This window comes from Pseudomonas sp. GW821-FHT09C08 (genome assembly GCF_059418125.1).
Window position 1 is genome coordinate 437,253 of sequence record NZ_JBWKPG010000005.1, and the last position, 15,534, is coordinate 452,786.

A 15,534-nucleotide genomic window follows, 5' to 3' on the forward strand; every position below is an offset into this window, starting at 1 on the left:
AAATCTCCCTACTGGAGTCGCCTGCGAATAACGATGCATCAACCGAGCAAGTCCAGTATCGCTCAATGCTCGCTCAACAGCGTACGAGTATCCGTGAGCGTCGCTCGCTGCGCCTAGACGATGGCTCACAACTGGCACTGAACGCGGATACTGCATTGGATATCCGCTTCGACTCAAAACAGGGGTTGATCCAGTTGTACCGTGGCGAAATGCTTGTTAAGACCGCCCAGGATCCCACCCAGCGCCCATTTATCGTTCAGACCGGCGAAAGTCGGGTACGTGCGCTCGGCAGCGGGTTTAGCGTCCGTCATCTGACCGAACAAACGCGTGTTGGAGTACTGCAAGCCGCTGTTGAAGTAAATCCGCACCAGCATGTTGAACGCACTCTGCGCCTCAATGCTGGAGAGCAAGGCACCTTTGACCGCGATGCAGTCGATGGAGCCAGCCCTTTAACCCCGTACAGGGCATGCTGAGCGTGGATGACTGGCGGCTGGGCGCTTTCATCGAAGAGCTGGAACGCTATCGCCCTGGCGTACTGCGCTGCATCGGTTCAGGGGCTGGGCATCTCAGGCGCGTTCCGCATCGATGATACGGATACCTTGCTGGAAAACCTGAGCAAGGCCTTACCGGTGAGAGTGCACTACCTGACGCGCTATTGGGCTAGCATCGAACCGGCACGAGTTCGATTTGAAAATGTTTAACGAGTCACCTTGCTGATTTTGATTCTCATCCGTCAATGACACAAGCCGCGATGACGGCGACTTTCTGCCATGACAACGGAAGGATCAACGAATGCCCCTGCTTCCCCTCTATGCGAAGACTTCAATGACCCGCCCGGTTCGCTTGGCCCTCTTTGGACTGAGCCTCGCGAGTCTGTCGGGGCTGGCGCTAATGTCCACGCCAGTTTTGGCGCAAAGCCAGACGTCCTACCAGATCGCCTCAGGCCTGCTTGGCACTGCCCTGACCCAGTTCGGAGTGCAGGCGGGCGTGACTATTTCATTTGATACCGAGCAAACCCGCCGTCTGACTACGGCGGGCCTGACTGGCGTGTACAGCGTCGAGGAGGGACTGGCGCGCTTGCTGGCGAACAGCGGGTTACAAGCGCAGCGTCAGAGCAATGGTGGCTACGTGTTGATCCCTGCCAATAACGGAACCACGGTGGTGCTTGGCGCAACGAGTGTCACGGGCCAATCGCTGGGAGCGACGACAGAGGGGAGCGGATCCTACACCACCGGCTCCATGAGTACCGCGACCAAACTGGCCACCTCCATGCGCGAGACGCCGCAGTCGGTCACGGTAATCACTCGCCAACGCATGGATGACCAGAACATGCAGTCTCTGGAGGACATTTCGACTTACACCCCAGGCCTGACCATGCGCAAAACCGGTGGTGAGCGCCCAGAGTTCTATTCCCGCGGTTCCGCCATCGACAACATCATGATTGACGGACTGCCAGTCGCGTATGACAGCGACACCCTTGGTACGTCGACCCTGGCGATGTTCGACCGGGTTGAAGTCGTGCGCGGTGCGTCGGGCCTGATGCTCGGCGCCGGCAACCCCTCCGGCACCCTCAACCTGATCCGCAAGCGCCCCACCGTCGAGCCGCAAGTTTCAGTCACCTTGGGCGTCGGCTCGTGGGACAACTACCGCACCGAAATCGATGCCAGCAGCGCACTCAATTCTGTCGGTTCGATCAGAGGCCGCGTGGTCGGTGCCTTTCAGGACAAAGACAGCTTTACCGATGGCTACAGCAGCAAGCGCCAGTTGTTGTACGGCATCACCGAATTTGACCTGAGTGAAGCCACGACCCTGACCCTCGGTGCGTACTACAACCGTGAAGACAACCCGGGAGCCGACTGGTCGGGCATCCCGACCAGGGCCAATGGCACGTTCCTGCCGATATCCCGCTCGACGCGCATGAGCCCGAACTGGACCTACTGGAACAAGAAAAACACCAGCGCATTTGCCGAAATTGAGCACCGCTTCGACAACGACTGGAAACTGCGCCTGAATACCACGTGGCTGCGAGGCGACCTTGACATGCTGGGCACCAGTTTCTATCGACTGGACCCCAGTGCAGATCAGTTGAACCTGAACGTGGGCCGCTACACCTACCAGCACACACAAAAAAGCGTCGACGGCTACGTTTCCGGGCCCTTCACCCTGTTTGGTGCGAGCCACGAACTGGTACTTGGTGGCAGCTATCGCAATGATAAAACCGACGATGGCCCCGGCGGTGGTTTCCTCAATGACCCAAACATCGTGCTCGACCCATCAAACTTCGACTATCACGGCGTAGAAAAACCGGCCATCAACTACAACTGGTCTCGTAAGGGCAAGGTCGATCAATACAGCACCTACGCCACCGTGCGCTTCCATCTGCGCGACGACCTGAAACTGATCCTCGGTTCACGCCTGGATTGGTATGAATACGAACAGAACACTATTTCCGGCGACTACACATTCGGCGCCGACTACAAGGCTACGCGCGAATACACCCCCTATGCCGGCCTGATCTACGACATAAACGATACCTACTCGGTGTACACCAGCTGGACCAGAATCTTCCAGCCGCAAGCCAACGTGGACTTCCAGGGCAGCCTACTGCCGCCGGTCACGGGTACCAACCGTGAAGTCGGGATCAAGGGCGAGTACTTTGACGGGGCGCTGAACGCTAGCCTGGCCTACTTCCAGTTGAACCAGGAAAATCTCGCCCAAGGGCTTGATGCCTGTGCACCGGGTGTTGCTTCCTGCTCCGTGGCCTCCGGTGAAGTGGAAACCAAAGGCGTCGACCTTGAACTGCAAGGCATGCTTGCCCGTGGCTGGCAGGCCTCCGCCGGCTACACCTACGCCGGCGCCAAGAACGTCAAGGGCAGCAGCGGTCGCTTCGACAGCGACACGCCATACAACCTGCTCAAGCTGTCCACCACCTATCAATTGCCGGGCGACCTCGAAAAATGGTCGATCGGCGGTTCATTCCGCAGCCAGAGCAGCACATACACAACCTACGGCGTATCGCAGGGCGGCTACAGCATCGTCGACCTGATGACCGGCTACAACGTGAACAAAAACCTCAAGGTCCAAGCCAACCTGAACAATGTGTTCGACAAGCACTACTACCAGAGCATCAGTAACCCGGCGGGCGCAAACATCTTCGGCGACCCGCGTAACGTGGCCGTGACCATGAAGTGGAGCATGTAAGCTACATCTTCCGAGATGACAACATCCTGCTTGGGCAGGTGCGCGCCGCAAGATGCACTCAGGCGCTGTACACCCCGGCAGCGCCGAGCAATAAGCCGCAGGCAACAAAAAGGGCACTTGCCTAACCGCCAAGTGCCCTTTTTTATCACCCGCAAAAGCGCTTAACGCGCCAGCATGAACGTCTCATATTCCAGGTCTTCCAGCGCCGACGACAGGCGCGCCAGCCCCAGCAGGACACACACCAGCAACGACAGCGTGAACCCGTAGCCGAAGAAGCTCGGGCCCAGGTGCATGCTGAGGAGGGTCAAGCCGGCGTTCAACACGGCGAACAGTACGCACAATTCCAGTACCACGCGACGTTTGTCGAGGTAGAAGAACACGTTGAGCAGCGCCATGAACACCACCTGGATGCTCACACCGATCAGGTCGATGTAGAACAGCGGCAGGTAGTAGCTGGAGATGCCGATCCACTCGAGCAAGCGCGGCGCGAAGAGAAACAGCAGGACCACGGTGAGGCCCTGGACCTTGCAGATTTCCAGCAGGCCCTGGCGAATGGACAGGGTCATTTCGGTTTTCAGCGAACCGATGTGCTGCAAGGTCTCGCCGTCGCGGATGGCGCGGAATAGCCGGTCGTACCATTCGGCGAAGTCGGTTTCGATGCGCACAAGGAAAACCGCCATGCCAGGGATGATCGCCAGGTACGCGATGAAAATCGGCATGTCATACAGGATCGAGGCGCGCAGCGGGCCGATGACGGCGTTGGAAGTGCCGGGGTTGAACCAGAACAGGATCTTGTCGACCCAGATGCCGAAGTTGTAGAAGAACCCGGTGACCAGCAGGCTGAGGAACACGTTGCGACGATTGAGGAAATCGAAGGCAATCATTTTCTCGGCACGGTATTCGCGCAGGATGTCGTAGAGGTACAGGAACAGCAGGCTGCCGTGCCCGATCAACAACGCCAGCAACAGGCCGGGCATCTTCAGGAAGCTCAGCAACCAGGCACTCGCCACCATCAGCGCGTAACCCACCACCATCACCAACAGGATGCGGTTATATTTTTTCATCCCCGAGAGGAAGATGATCACCAGCCACAGGTTGCACAGCACCACGAAGTTCGACAGTACCAGCACGCGGTAGATCAGGGGCTGATCGAACAGCAGCGCCAGCACGATGACACCCAGTACGCCGGCGCCGACGGTGACCATCAACAGGATGCCCAACAGGTTCGGCAGGATTTGCTCGTAGCGTTGCTCGAACAATTGGTCGGACACAAAGCGGGTGAAGAACAACTGCAGCCCACCCGTGAGGATCAGCGAGCTGGCCATCAGGTAGGTCACCGTCACCAGGAACTGCCCGACCAGTGAGTTGGGCAATAACAGGCCGAGGCTGATGATCCCCACCAGCATCACGCTGATGATCGACAACACCCACGGCCCGGAGCTGATCAAGCCCGCATACACGTAGGCGTGCAGGGTTGCGGTGTATGAGTCGCGCGAAAGAATCTTGCGCAGTTCGAAGCCAATACCGGCCATTTAATTGTTCTCCATGGCTGCCTGGTACAGGTCGCGGTAGCGCTGCAGCATCAAGGCTTCGGTGTAGTAACGGTGGACCCGCAAGAGCCCGCTGGCCTGTGCGGCCTTCCAGCGTTCCGGGCTGCGCAGCAGTTCGAGGATCGCCGCCGAGGTGGCTTGTGGGTCGGCGATCGCCACCACTTTGCCGGCGAGGCCAAGGTCACGGTCTTCGGCGCTGCCGCCTTCGATCAATTCTCGACACGAACCGACGTCGCTGCTGATCACCGGTGTGCCGGCGGCCCAGGCTTCGAGGATCACCAACGGCTGGGCCTCGCTGATCGAAGTCAGCACCATCAGGCCCAGTTTGGGCAGGATGTCCTGGATGCGCTGGAAGCCCAGGAAGTGCACCTTGCCTTCAAGCCCCAGACTGGCCATCAAACTGCGGCATTCGCTGACGTACTCGGGGTCTTCCTCTTCAGGGCCGACAATCCAGCCCTCGGCCTGTGGCATGGCGCTGATCACACCGCGCATGGCCCGCAGGAAGGTCTTGACGTCCTTGATCGGGACCACCCGCCCAATCAGCCCCACCACCGGCGCAATGCCCGGCTCGCGGGATTCCAAGGCCTTTGCCCACTGCGACAGGTCGATGCCATTGGCGATCAACTGCGTGCGGCTCGGGTCGGCGCCGTCCTTGATCTGGCGCTGACGGTTGCCGTCATACAAGGCAATGATGTTGTCGGCGCTGTTGTAGGCCAACTGGCCGATGCGTTCGAAATAGCGTACCCACAGCGTGCGGATATACCCCGAGCCGCCATCGAGGCTGCGGTTGAGCGCCTGGCCGGAGCTTTCGGCGATCCACGTGGCCTGGGCCAGGTCGATCTTGCGCTCCTTGGTGTAGATGCCGTGCTCGCTGAGCAGGTAAGGACATCCCCAGCGATGCTTGAGGATGCAGCCCAGGAGCCCTGCGTAACCGGTGGAGATCGAGTGCAGCACCCGTGCACGCGGCATCTTGCGCGAAGCTTCGGCGAGCATCAGCAACGGCGACTGCAGGGAGCGCAGGGTCCAGAAATAATTGACGAAGGAGGGGTCGGCGCAATGCTGGCGATAGCCTTCGCTGAGGGTCTCCCAACTGGCGCGGCTGCGCAGTACATCGTCGAGGGTCATGTGCCCTTCGGCGATGCAATTGAGCATGCGCTCGCCCAGCTCGCGCGGGGGCGCGTCCGGGTGGTGCAAGAAGCGATACAGGTCGGCCAACTGCTGCGGGTCGGCCTCGCGCGGCTTACCGCGCTGGTTGGCGGGATGGGTGGCATCCTCAAGGAAGACTTCTTCGATGTGCACCACGTTTGTCGGCACTTCATAGCGTCGCGAGGAGTACGCCGAGCGCTGGCCGCCGATGAACATGACCGAAAAGGTCAGCTCCGGCAGGCCGAGGATCATCTGGTGAATCCAGCTCGATACCCCGCCGCGCACGTACGGCCAGGTGCCTTCCAGCAACAGACAGATATCAGCGGTGGGTGTCGCTTCCTTATGATTCATTCCAGCTCCTCACCAGCTCAGCGAACGGTGGACGCTGGCGGGTTTTCTCGGGAAGGCTGGCGAGCAACCCAGGGATTTCGTGATAACGACCGGCTTCGAACGCCAGCTCAGCATGAAACGGCAGCAATTGCGCGGCGCCCAGGCCATTTCGCTCGGCCTCGTGCAACAGCGCTTCAGCCCGCTCGTTCTCGCCGCGCTCCAACGCAATACGTCCCGCCAACAGCAGCAGCTCGCCGCCCTCGCCCGCGGCCAAACCTTGCTCGGCGTGTTCGCTGGCTTGATTGAGGACGTGTTCGAGCACACTGCCCTGGGCCAGGCCGAGGTAGGCCAGCTCCCAATACCAGCGCGCCAGCATGCTGTGCACCGGGCCTGCCATGCGTGGGCTCACGCCGGCCAATTGCTCCAGGGCCATCTGGATGTGCAGGTTGATGTCGCTTTCCTGCTTGTCGAGCATCGAGTACGCCAGCAGGCGCACGTCGTCACTCGGATCCCCCAGGGCCAATTTGAGGATGGGCACCGCGTCCTTGCCGGGCATGCGCCGCGTCGCCAGCAAGGCTGCCAGGCGCTGGTCCGGGTCGGGCGCGTGACGCAACACATCCTGCAGGCCGCCATCGGCAAAAATCGGCGTGCGTGTCTGTGCCTGCGCACGGAACGGCAGGCCCGGAATGCCGACAGCCTGCCAGGCCTGACGGTCGCGTTTGCGCGGCAGGTACAGCGCCGGGAAGATTGCCGCCACCACGCCCAGGGTACCGATGACCGGCACGAAGAATGCCAGGCAGAAAATGAACAGCGGGCTCCAGGGAAGCGGTGCACGGTAGCGCGCCGGCAGCATCCGCCACACGGCAGCGCACAGCATCAGGCAGGCGAGGCCGTGGCTGAAGATAAACACCAGCAGTTGATGCAACTCCGGCGCATTGAGCCACAAACTGGCCCAGCTGCCCGCCTCTAACAACAAGGCTCCGCTAAACAGCCACTTGCTGATCATTCAGGCCACACTCGTTGTGAAGAAAGTTACGCAGCCCGTTGCGGTCACAGCCAGGCTCCAGGTTGAAAGGCATTACCCGCACACCCAGGCTGTCAAAATCGGTGTCGATGCCGAAGTGCTCGTGCAGCAACAGGCCGATACGCGCCAGGTAGCCTTGGGTGCCTTCCGGGCTGGTCAGCGGCAACAGGACCAACAGCAAAGGATGATCGCGGTTGTTGCGAACCGGCAGGTGCAGGTCGAGACCACGCTGGCTGCGCTCCATCAAACGCGTCAACTCGTCGTTGGGGCGCGTCATTTCAAACGCGAACAGGCCGGCCGGCAACGTGTGCTGCTCCGCATCCACCAGCGAGCGCTTGAGCTGCAAGGTGAATTGCTGCGCGTCGGCATCGGGCAGGCGCAGCACTTGCGGATCGCGGCGCAACAGGTCAGCGATGTGGCCGGCGAGCAACGACAGGAGGCTCAGCGTGCGGTCCTGGAACGCGAAGAACGGCATCTGCCGGACCGCCAGGATCGCCAGCAGGCGACCTTCGGCGTCGATCAGCGGGATGCATGCCTGCAGCGATGAGAACTGCGCGGAGTTGCCGGAGTCGATCAGGTCCTGACGCACGCTGACCAGCTCGCCACGCTCCAGGCACAGGGTGATCAGACCGTCGTCGGTGCCCAACGGGCCCATCACGCCGATCATGGCCAAGGCCTCGGGCAGCACATTTTTTTCGCTTTCATCGACACGGTACAGCCCGGCAACGCGCAGGGCACCGTACTGGCCCAGCATCGCCACGATCGGCTCGGCCAGGTCGCTCAAGGCATCGCCTTCGATCGGCATGCTGCGCAGCTTCTCGCGCAGGCCCAGCAAAGAACTGCGCAGGCTCTGATCGCTGCCAGCGACGCGCTGCTCCAGCAAGTCATGGGAAACCCGCAGGATCTGGTGAGCGCGGGTGAACTCATCAAGACGGTACTGACGGTACTCGTTGGCCATCTGCAGACGCTCCAGGCGGCGCACCCACAGGTCGCGAACTTCACCCACGAGCATCCCGCACACCAGCACGCCGACGATAAACGACGGCTCAAGCTCGGTGTAGCCTGCATGCCCGGTGTAGCGCAGCACAAACAACGCCACCACCAGCAGACCTGCGCTGAACAAGCCGCGTACAAAACCGTAACGCACACCTAACAGCAGCGGCGCCAGGATTACCCAAGGGAAACCACCGTGCATCTGCAACGGGTCTTCGGGAGTCAGCCAGAGGCCGAGGCCAATCGCGGCACCCGTCACTATCAGCGTTTCCAGCCAAGACACCGGCCCGCTGGCGCGGGGCGCCAGGCTGTAATCCATGTGTGGAGAATTCATTGCGTTCACTCGAACCGAAGGGCGCCAACAAGTTTGTCGATTACCGTCTGAGCATTGCCCGCCAGGCTTTCACGGGACCAGCCGGCGCGCGCGCCGCTCTTGCTCCAGAGCACGGTACCGTCCTTGGCGTCCAGCACGCGCAGGCTGATGCCGACCGCTGGCTCGCCGTCCAGGCCGTTCTTGTATTGCCACTCTTCGACGCTGCCTGCAACGACGTAGTCGAGCTTCTGGTCGCGGGCCCACTCGAGGGCGCCGGTGAGGCGCTCGTTGTCATCCATCAGCGCTTGTTCACCCTGGGTAGTGGTCGGATAAACGCGAGGCTGCAGACCGTGGCTGCTGAGGACGCTGAGCAGGATCTGCTCGCTGCGCTCACCGGCTTGCGGGGTCTGGGAATAGTTGACCATCGGCACGATGCCCCATTTCGCACTGCGCGACAGGTTCGGGCTGTTTTCACTGGTGAAGCTCGAGCAACCGGCGACGAACAGTACTGTCAGGGCCAGGCTCAGTGTACGAATTGCTTGCATAGGTTTTTCTCCCGTAGATTCTGTAATCAGCGCCCGAAACGCACGCCGTAGCTCATGCCCAGTGTGCCGCCGGACTTGCCATCCCCGCCCTGTGGGGCAGATTGGTAACCGAAGGTCAGGGCCAGTTCGTCATCACCCAGCACTTCAAACCCGATGCCCGTGTTGATGCCGTAGTTGAAAGTCTGATCGGTCCATTGCCAGCCCGCCGTCATGTCCACCAGCCAGGTGTACTGCGGCTTGCTGCGCACCAGTGCGCCGGGTATGCCACGACGCCACGAAGTGCCGACGTAGAGCTGGCCATAGCGGCTTTGCAGCAGGTCGGCGCCGGTCACGGTGTCGACATCGAGAGGATCAAGCTGGCCGGTGTCAGGGTCGGTCGACTGAGGCGTGATCTTGACGGCGCCGCCATTGCGGCTGGACAGGTAGTCCAGGTTGCGATCCTTCACGTTGTTTTTCTGGTAATCCAGGCCGCTGCGCACCGTCCAGTTAGGCCCGGCGAATTCCAGCGTGTGGTTGAGTTCCAGCTTCAACGCCTGACCAGTCCCCAGCGAGTCACCCGCGCGGGTCGAGAACGACCGCTGCGCCACTTCCCAGCTCAACTGATCGCGTGCGGTCAGGCCGTGACGGCCACCCACCCAGGCGCGGTCCTGCTGGCCGAAAGCACGCATCAGGCCGCTGTCGTCACTCTTGCGATGCCAGTCCAGGCCGGTCTCGATCTGGTGGCTGTTACCCAATTGCCACATACGCGACAGGCCCAGGCCGTTACGGTCATCGTCCTTGCGCTGGCTGGTGTCGGCGAAGAGCTTCCAACTGCCGTTTTCCACCGAGCGAACCAGGGTCAGGGCGGCATTGCTCTCATCACCGATCCGGGACGAGATGATGTCGTCGCCCTTGTAGTTACCGTGCTCGGCTTCAAGGTCGGCGTACCAGTTGTCGCCCAGGTTATGCGCGATTTCCAGGCGCGGCGAGTCAAACGACAGGCCACCGAAATCCTGCTTCTGATAGGACAGCAACGCGCCTTGCGGGGTGCTTTCGTGAATTTCCACGGCCTGGCGACGCAGTTGCTCGTTCACTGAAGACGGCTGGTCGTCGCCGAGGGCGGACAGGCTCGTGTCCAGGGCTTCGTTGGTGCGCCCCAGACGGCTCAGCGCTTGGGAGCGCTGGGCCGGGTTCAAGTCGCTGCTGGCCAGCAGGGTTTCAACCTGGGCCTTGTTGCGGCTGCGCAGGGCTTCCTGGATCTGCTCGTAGCGATCGACTTTCAAGCCTTGGCTGCGCGCCCACTCCAACCACTGGTCTTTCTGCGCTTCCTGGTTGGTCGCGTCCAGGCGGGCCAGCAGACGCTCGAACCACATCTGCTTCATCGACGGCGAACCGTCCTTCCACTTCAACAATTCCTGCTGCGCCTTGCGAGGCGAGTAGCTGCTGGACATCAACCGCAGCCAGATCGCATAACGCTGGGACGAGGGTTGCAGGTTGTCGGCCTCAGGGTTACGCAGCAGCTTCAAGCGCAGGCGCTGGGCGGCGTCCTGGTAACCGGCGGTGTCCAGTGCGTCGGCGTAGGCCGCTTGCACCAGCCAGTCGTTCGGGGTGAGCTTGAGGTACATGCGATACCACGCCAAGGCCTCGGTGTCGCGCCCCAGCAACTGGCTGGCGCTTGCAAACGGCAGCCACAGCAAGCGGTCTTCACGCGCATAGGCACGCCACTTGGTGAGCAGTGGCTTGAGCTTGGCGGTGTCGGCCTGGTCGACATACAGCCAGGTCAGGCGCTCGCGGAACAGGTTGTCATCCGGGTAGTTTGACAAGCCGAGCAGGTACAGGCGCTCGGCCTCGGCCGTGTCGCCCTGCTCGATAGCCAGCGCGCCACGCACGGCCAGGACCTGGGCTTGCTCGTAGGCCTGCGGGTATTTGCGGGCGTCATCCAGCAACGCGATCACTTGGTCCCAGTCCTGCAATTCCTGGGCGAGCTGCAGGGCTTCGACCAGGCGTTGAGGATCCTGGGCGCGGTGCCAACTGGCAACCATCAACTCCAGCGCGCGCTGGGGGTTGCTGACGCGGTACAGGGAGATCAACTGACTCTCGTCGCCGCTGACCAACTTGCCGTTGATGGCGAGCAGGCGCTCCAGCGACACACGCAAATCCTCATCGCGCTCCAGGTCCCAAGCCAGTGCGGCACGTGTGTGCCAGTACTCCGGATCCTGAATGGAGGGATCATCCACCTTGACCACGTCCCACGCAGCCTGCTCTTCGAACAGCTTCATGTGGGTGCTGGCCCAGTCGACCTGTTCGGCCGTGGTCAGCTTGTAGCGTTTGGCGTAGTCCTTGTAGAGCTTGCCTTTGGCGGCGAACTGCCCGGTGTTTTCCAGGTTTTGCAGCAAGCGGGTCCAGGCCAGGCGGTGCGAAGGGTATTTGCGCAGGTAAGTACGCAACCAGGCTTCGGCCTCGGCCGGTGTACCGCGCGATTCGTGACCGTAGATCAACGCATCCAGCTCGATATCGGTGAGTGCGCGCTGTTGCATGATCTCGGCAAGCAACGGGATCGAGCGGTCAAAGTCGAACTGTTGGCTGGCCAGGCGCCAGGCGTGTTCGCGGGTGGCCGGGTCTTCCTTGAGCTTGAGCAGGCGAACCCAGTAGTCCAGCGCCGCTTCGTTATCGCCGCGCCATTCACCGAGGCGGGCCATTTGCTCGAGCAGCTCGGTGTCATCCGGGTAATCGACGGTCAATTGCTGGCCGGTTTCCCAGGCACCGGCCAGGTCATTGATGGCCAGGCGTACGTGGAATTCTTTCAGTGCAATTTTCGGGTTGTCCGGCTGCAGCACGCGCCACTGTTGGAGCACGCGCTGCGCAAGGTCGTAATGCTTGGTCGCCACGGCGACATCGACGCCCTGCTCCAGCCATGCCGGATCGGTCTGCGGGTTGGTGAGGTCGGGCAACTCATCGGAGAGCACCTGTGCGGCTTGCTCATCTTGGCCTGCCGACAGCAGGCTGTTGAACGCCAGTTGTGCGTACTCACGTCGCTCGGCTGGTTGCTGGGCATCGCGTTTGAGTTGCAGATAGATCTGCGCGGCACGCGCGGGTTTTTCACCGGCCATGAACCACTGCGCAGCGGCTTTGAGTGATTCACTGCGCTGCGCCGGATCGCGCGCGGCGATCTCTTCAAACACGCTGGCTGCAAATGCCGGTGCCTGCAATGTCAGCGCCAGCTTCGCCAGGTTCTGCAGCTGTGGCACCGCCAGTTTGCGGTGATCGAATGTTTCCAGGCGCTCGACCAGCGCCTGCTGCGCAATCAGGTCGTTGCTGCTGGCCGCGACCAGTGCATCCAGTTCCAGGCGATAGTACGCCTGGGTTTCCGGCTGCGGCTTGGGCCAGGCCTCCAGGTGCTGGCGCGCCTTGGTGTAGTCACCGAGGCGAATCAGCAAATCAACCAGCTGCAGGCGCAGGTGGTCGTCATCCGGGTGGGCCGTCAGCAGCAGCTCGGCGTAGTTGGCCGACACTGCGTCCGGCTGGCGCCCATCCGGCTGGAAGACTTCTTCGCGCTGGAACGTCGCCCACAGCAGGCCGCCCACGGCGACCGCGACCACCGCCAATGCCCAAGGATTGAGCAGGCGGCTATTTTTAGTTGCAGAGGAGCTGACCATTACTCACCTGCTTCATAGGTAATTGAAAAGTCCAGAGGCCGGCTGACGCCTTGCCCGCGAAACGCTGTCCATCGACTTCCACGCGACAAGCCGTCGCCGAGCGTACGGAGAAGGTCAGGTCGAACTGACCGGCAAACGCAAAGCTCACGCGATTTGCATCGACGTAGCGCCAGTCAAGCAACGGCAGATTTGCCTCCTCCAGGGCGGGCCTGGGGTCTCGATCCGGGCGCAGCACCAGCAAGGCCTTGTCGCTGCTCAGCGCCACATAGCGCCCTTGCGGCAAGTCGCGCACACCGGCGATGCCTTGGGATTGGAGCAGGTCCGGCCAGCCCATTTGCGCGTCAAGGCGCACGGTGCGCAGCGCGTCCATCCCGCGGATCTGCCAGGCGCCGTCAGCAGTTCGCGCCAGGCTCGCCTGGTACAAGCCGTGCAGGCGGTCGACGTAATCGCTCATCCACAAGGACATCGGCTGCTGATCGCGCATGTAGCCGTAGATCTCATGCATGGCCTTGATCGAAGCCTGCTTGGTGCTGGAGTAGAAGTGATAGTAAAGATGCAGCCCGCGCAGGCGGCGGGGGCTGTCGGTGAGTTCGAAGGTCTCGATCAACTCGCGGAAACCGTAATACGGCCCCTTCCACAAGTTGGTGTAGAGGTTTTCGTTGATGATCGGCGCGTAGTATTGCAGCCCGCCCGGGGTCGGTCGCAGCAGCGGGTTGAGGCCCGTGAGCGAGGGGTTGGCCTTGGTCATGATGGTTTCGGCACCGTTGACGTTTTTCAAGCCAGCGTCGTAGGCCAGTTTGATCGTGTCGGACGATGGCAGCGCGTCACCTGGCCAGAACACCATCTTCACCGGCTTTTGCGGGGTGGTCAGGTTCTGGTTGATGTAGTCGCGCGAGCCGAAGATTTCACGCCGAAAATCAATTTTGTCGTAGCCGGCGATCTTCATGTTCATGCCGTATTCCGCGTTGAAGTTTTCGCGTTTCTTGGCTTTGTTCGGCTGCATGAAAAACGGGTGGCTGAAAGTGTGGGTGGCCACTTCAACTTTCGGGTTGGCGAAGATCTCGCGCGCAATCGGCTCCAGTTCGCGTGCCAGGAACGGGAACGCGCCACGCGGCGAAATTTCCCCTTCGATGATCGACACCGACGTCAGGAACGGGTTGGGCTTGATGTAGTCGTCCAGGGTGTGACGCCCGGCGTAAGGCGTGCCGCGTACTTCGGCGCGCGAAGGAAAGCCGTCGCCGTCAATGTGCACGGTCGCGATGCGACGGCCATTTTCGGTGGTGGTGTCCGGGCGCGGCTGGTTCGGCAGGCGCAGGCTGGCCTGGAGAAACGCGAAGGGATCGAGAATCCAGCGGCTGCGCTCGTTGTTGATTTCCAGGATATAAGGCGCGAGGGCCAGGCCACCCCATTTGCCCACTACTACCGGGGTGAATACGTCGCCACCGACGCCTTTCAACGACAGCGCCGGGGTCGGACCGCCGGGCAGTACCGAGACCGCAGCCAAGTCACGGGAGCGCGGTACTACAGGGGCTTCAAAAGCGCCGAGCAGGGCCTTGTCCTGATGGGTGACGGTCAACACCTGTGTCGCCGGCGGCGCATCGCGCTTGAGGCCCAGGCGCTTGAGCAGCAGCTTGTCTTCGACCGGCAGCCCGCTGAAGAACACCACGGGAACCTGCTCGTCGAGGCGCGCATTGAGGAACCGGTTGAACGCCGGGGCATCCTGCGGCGGGCCGCTGGTCATCCAGGTAATCACGCCGGCGTACAAGCCACTGAAGCTGTAGAGCGGCAGATTGCTGTCGGCCGGCAGGTAGTCGACGCGGTAGCCCAGGTATTCGAGCAGGCCGCCAAGATTGGTATGGCCGGCGGCGTCTTCCATCGCGCCTTCACGCGGATCGTAGATCAGCGCGATACGGCGCGGCTGCACTTCGATACTGCTGATGCCCAGTGTGTTGAGGTCCGGGGTGCTGATGTACGGGATGAAGCCTTCGTCGCGCAGACGCTTGGCCAGCGTGCGGGCTTCTTCGCGGCGCTCCGGCGGCAGGTAGTCGATCGCGACCAACGGGATGCCTTTGGCACGCAGCGGTTGCAGGTGCGTTTCCAGCCACGCGCGGTCGGACTCCGATACCGGGCGATAACGCTTGGCGGCGGCATCCCAGCCGGCATGGATTGACTCGACCGCAACGGCGGCGGCGACGCCGTCCAGCTCGGGCAGTACTTCGAAACCACGGTTGAAGAACAGCTTCAGCTTGGGCTGACGTTTGTGCAATTCCCGCAGCAGGCTGGCCAGGCCAACGCGCTGGGCTTCACGGGAGGCTGCGGGCACGAGTTGGAAACTGTCGAGCGTATCGAGAAACAGACCGGCATAACCCTGGGCTTCCAACGCCTTCGCACGGCCAAACAAATGCTCGCGCCAGGCGGGTGAAGTGAGGTCCATGACCTGGCTGTCCCAGGCATTGTTGCGTACCGGCGAAACAGCTTTGGTCAGCCCGGCCTTTTCGATTTCCGCCTTGTTGCCGTCGAACTCCCCAACGGACAAGTAGGCAAACGGCTGGCTGCCCAGGGCCCGCAAGGTTTTCACATCGCCCGGTGTCATGTGGCCTGGCTCGACCACGGCCCAGTCGAATTGCGACAACTCTGGCAGTGGCGGCTGGTCGGCGTACCAGAAAGCCACGCTGGCTGGCTGGGGTAACACAGCAGCCTGGACCGCTGGCCCGCCGACGAACAAGGCAAGAGCAGCTAATAGCCGCTCAGCGATCACGCGGACACGCGTCCTGCGGAAAACGATTTCCATAATTCA

Annotated in this window: 10 protein-coding genes; 3 read left to right on the forward strand and 7 right to left on the reverse strand. The window is 61.7% G+C overall.

Features of this window, described 5'->3' with window-relative positions; genetic code table 11:
* Positions 1–65: 65 nt before the first annotated feature.
* The 3 genes from AC07OJ_RS19935 to AC07OJ_RS19945 all read left to right on the forward strand — a co-directional run bounded on the left by AC07OJ_RS19935 (position 66) and on the right by AC07OJ_RS19945 (position 3,201).
* A complete protein-coding gene (locus tag AC07OJ_RS19935; RefSeq protein WP_495095027.1) occupies positions 66–473 on the forward strand; it encodes a FecR domain-containing protein in 408 nt (135 codons plus the stop codon).
* Positions 474–479: 6 nt separating this feature from the next.
* On the forward strand, positions 480–701 hold the full coding sequence (locus AC07OJ_RS19940; RefSeq protein ID WP_495095028.1) for a hypothetical protein: 222 nt from the start codon (positions 480–482) through the stop codon (positions 699–701).
* Positions 702–891: 190 nt separating this feature from the next.
* Positions 892–3,201: a TonB-dependent siderophore receptor gene (locus AC07OJ_RS19945; RefSeq protein WP_495095029.1), complete on the forward strand. Its 2,310-nt coding sequence runs from the start codon at positions 892–894 to the stop codon at positions 3,199–3,201.
* A gap of 161 nt (positions 3,202–3,362) precedes the next feature.
* Here the strand turns inward: AC07OJ_RS19945 and pelG are convergent, their stop codons facing one another.
* Genes pelG through AC07OJ_RS19980 form a run of 7 tightly spaced genes read right to left on the reverse strand, consistent with a single transcriptional unit; the run spans position 3,363 to position 15,528 of the window.
* Entirely contained in the window at positions 3,363–4,733 is a 1,371-nt protein-coding gene (gene pelG / locus AC07OJ_RS19950; RefSeq protein WP_065899656.1) for an exopolysaccharide Pel transporter PelG, read from the reverse strand.
* Positions 4,734–6,248, reverse strand: a complete 1,515-nt coding sequence (gene pelF / locus AC07OJ_RS19955) for a GT4 family glycosyltransferase PelF (protein ID WP_065899655.1) — start codon at positions 6,246–6,248, stop codon at positions 4,734–4,736. It lies immediately after the preceding gene.
* Entirely contained in the window at positions 6,238–7,233 is a 996-nt protein-coding gene (locus AC07OJ_RS19960; RefSeq protein WP_065899654.1) for a HEAT repeat domain-containing protein, read from the reverse strand. The genes pelF and AC07OJ_RS19960 overlap by 11 nt, the downstream gene beginning before the upstream one ends.
* The gene (locus AC07OJ_RS19965; protein WP_065899653.1) at positions 7,211–8,578 is read right to left on the reverse strand and encodes a PelD GGDEF domain-containing protein; all 1,368 of its coding nucleotides are present in this window, start codon (positions 8,576–8,578) and stop codon (positions 7,211–7,213) included. Before AC07OJ_RS19965 ends, AC07OJ_RS19960 begins: the two co-directional genes overlap by 23 nt.
* Positions 8,579–8,583: 5 nt before the next feature.
* The gene (locus AC07OJ_RS19970; protein ID WP_065899648.1) at positions 8,584–9,102 is read right to left on the reverse strand and encodes a penicillin-binding protein activator LpoB; all 519 of its coding nucleotides are present in this window, start codon (positions 9,100–9,102) and stop codon (positions 8,584–8,586) included.
* Positions 9,103–9,128: 26 nt separating this feature from the next.
* Complete coding sequence (locus AC07OJ_RS19975) at positions 9,129–12,737, reverse strand: tetratricopeptide repeat protein (RefSeq protein ID WP_495095030.1); 3,609 nt, start codon at positions 12,735–12,737, stop codon at positions 9,129–9,131.
* The gene (locus AC07OJ_RS19980; protein ID WP_201143348.1) at positions 12,715–15,528 is read right to left on the reverse strand and encodes a bifunctional glycoside hydrolase/polysaccharide deacetylase family protein; all 2,814 of its coding nucleotides are present in this window, start codon (positions 15,526–15,528) and stop codon (positions 12,715–12,717) included. Before AC07OJ_RS19980 ends, AC07OJ_RS19975 begins: the two co-directional genes overlap by 23 nt.
* Positions 15,529–15,534: the final 6 nt, after the last annotated feature.

Bases quoted from the DNA above. Each gene is read 5' to 3' on its own strand.
- AC07OJ_RS19935 (WP_495095027.1), top strand. From the start codon at position 66: ATGCTCGCTCAACAGCGTACGAGTATCCGTGAGCGTCGCTCGCTGCGC.
- AC07OJ_RS19940 (WP_495095028.1), top strand. From the start codon at position 480: ATGACTGGCGGCTGGGCGCTTTCATCGAAGAGCTGGAACGCTATCGCC.
- AC07OJ_RS19945 (WP_495095029.1), top strand. From the start codon at position 892: ATGTCCACGCCAGTTTTGGCGCAAAGCCAGACGTCCTACCAGATCGCC.
- pelG (WP_065899656.1), bottom strand. From the start codon at position 4,733: ATGGCCGGTATTGGCTTCGAACTGCGCAAGATTCTTTCGCGCGACTCA.
- pelF (WP_065899655.1), bottom strand. From the start codon at position 6,248: ATGAATCATAAGGAAGCGACACCCACCGCTGATATCTGTCTGTTGCTG.
- AC07OJ_RS19960 (WP_065899654.1), bottom strand. From the start codon at position 7,233: ATGATCAGCAAGTGGCTGTTTAGCGGAGCCTTGTTGTTAGAGGCGGGC.
- AC07OJ_RS19965 (WP_065899653.1), bottom strand. From the start codon at position 8,578: ATGAATTCTCCACACATGGATTACAGCCTGGCGCCCCGCGCCAGCGGG.
- AC07OJ_RS19970 (WP_065899648.1), bottom strand. From the start codon at position 9,102: ATGCAAGCAATTCGTACACTGAGCCTGGCCCTGACAGTACTGTTCGTC.
- AC07OJ_RS19975 (WP_495095030.1), bottom strand. From the start codon at position 12,737: ATGGTCAGCTCCTCTGCAACTAAAAATAGCCGCCTGCTCAATCCTTGG.
- AC07OJ_RS19980 (WP_201143348.1), bottom strand. From the start codon at position 15,528: ATGGAAATCGTTTTCCGCAGGACGCGTGTCCGCGTGATCGCTGAGCGG.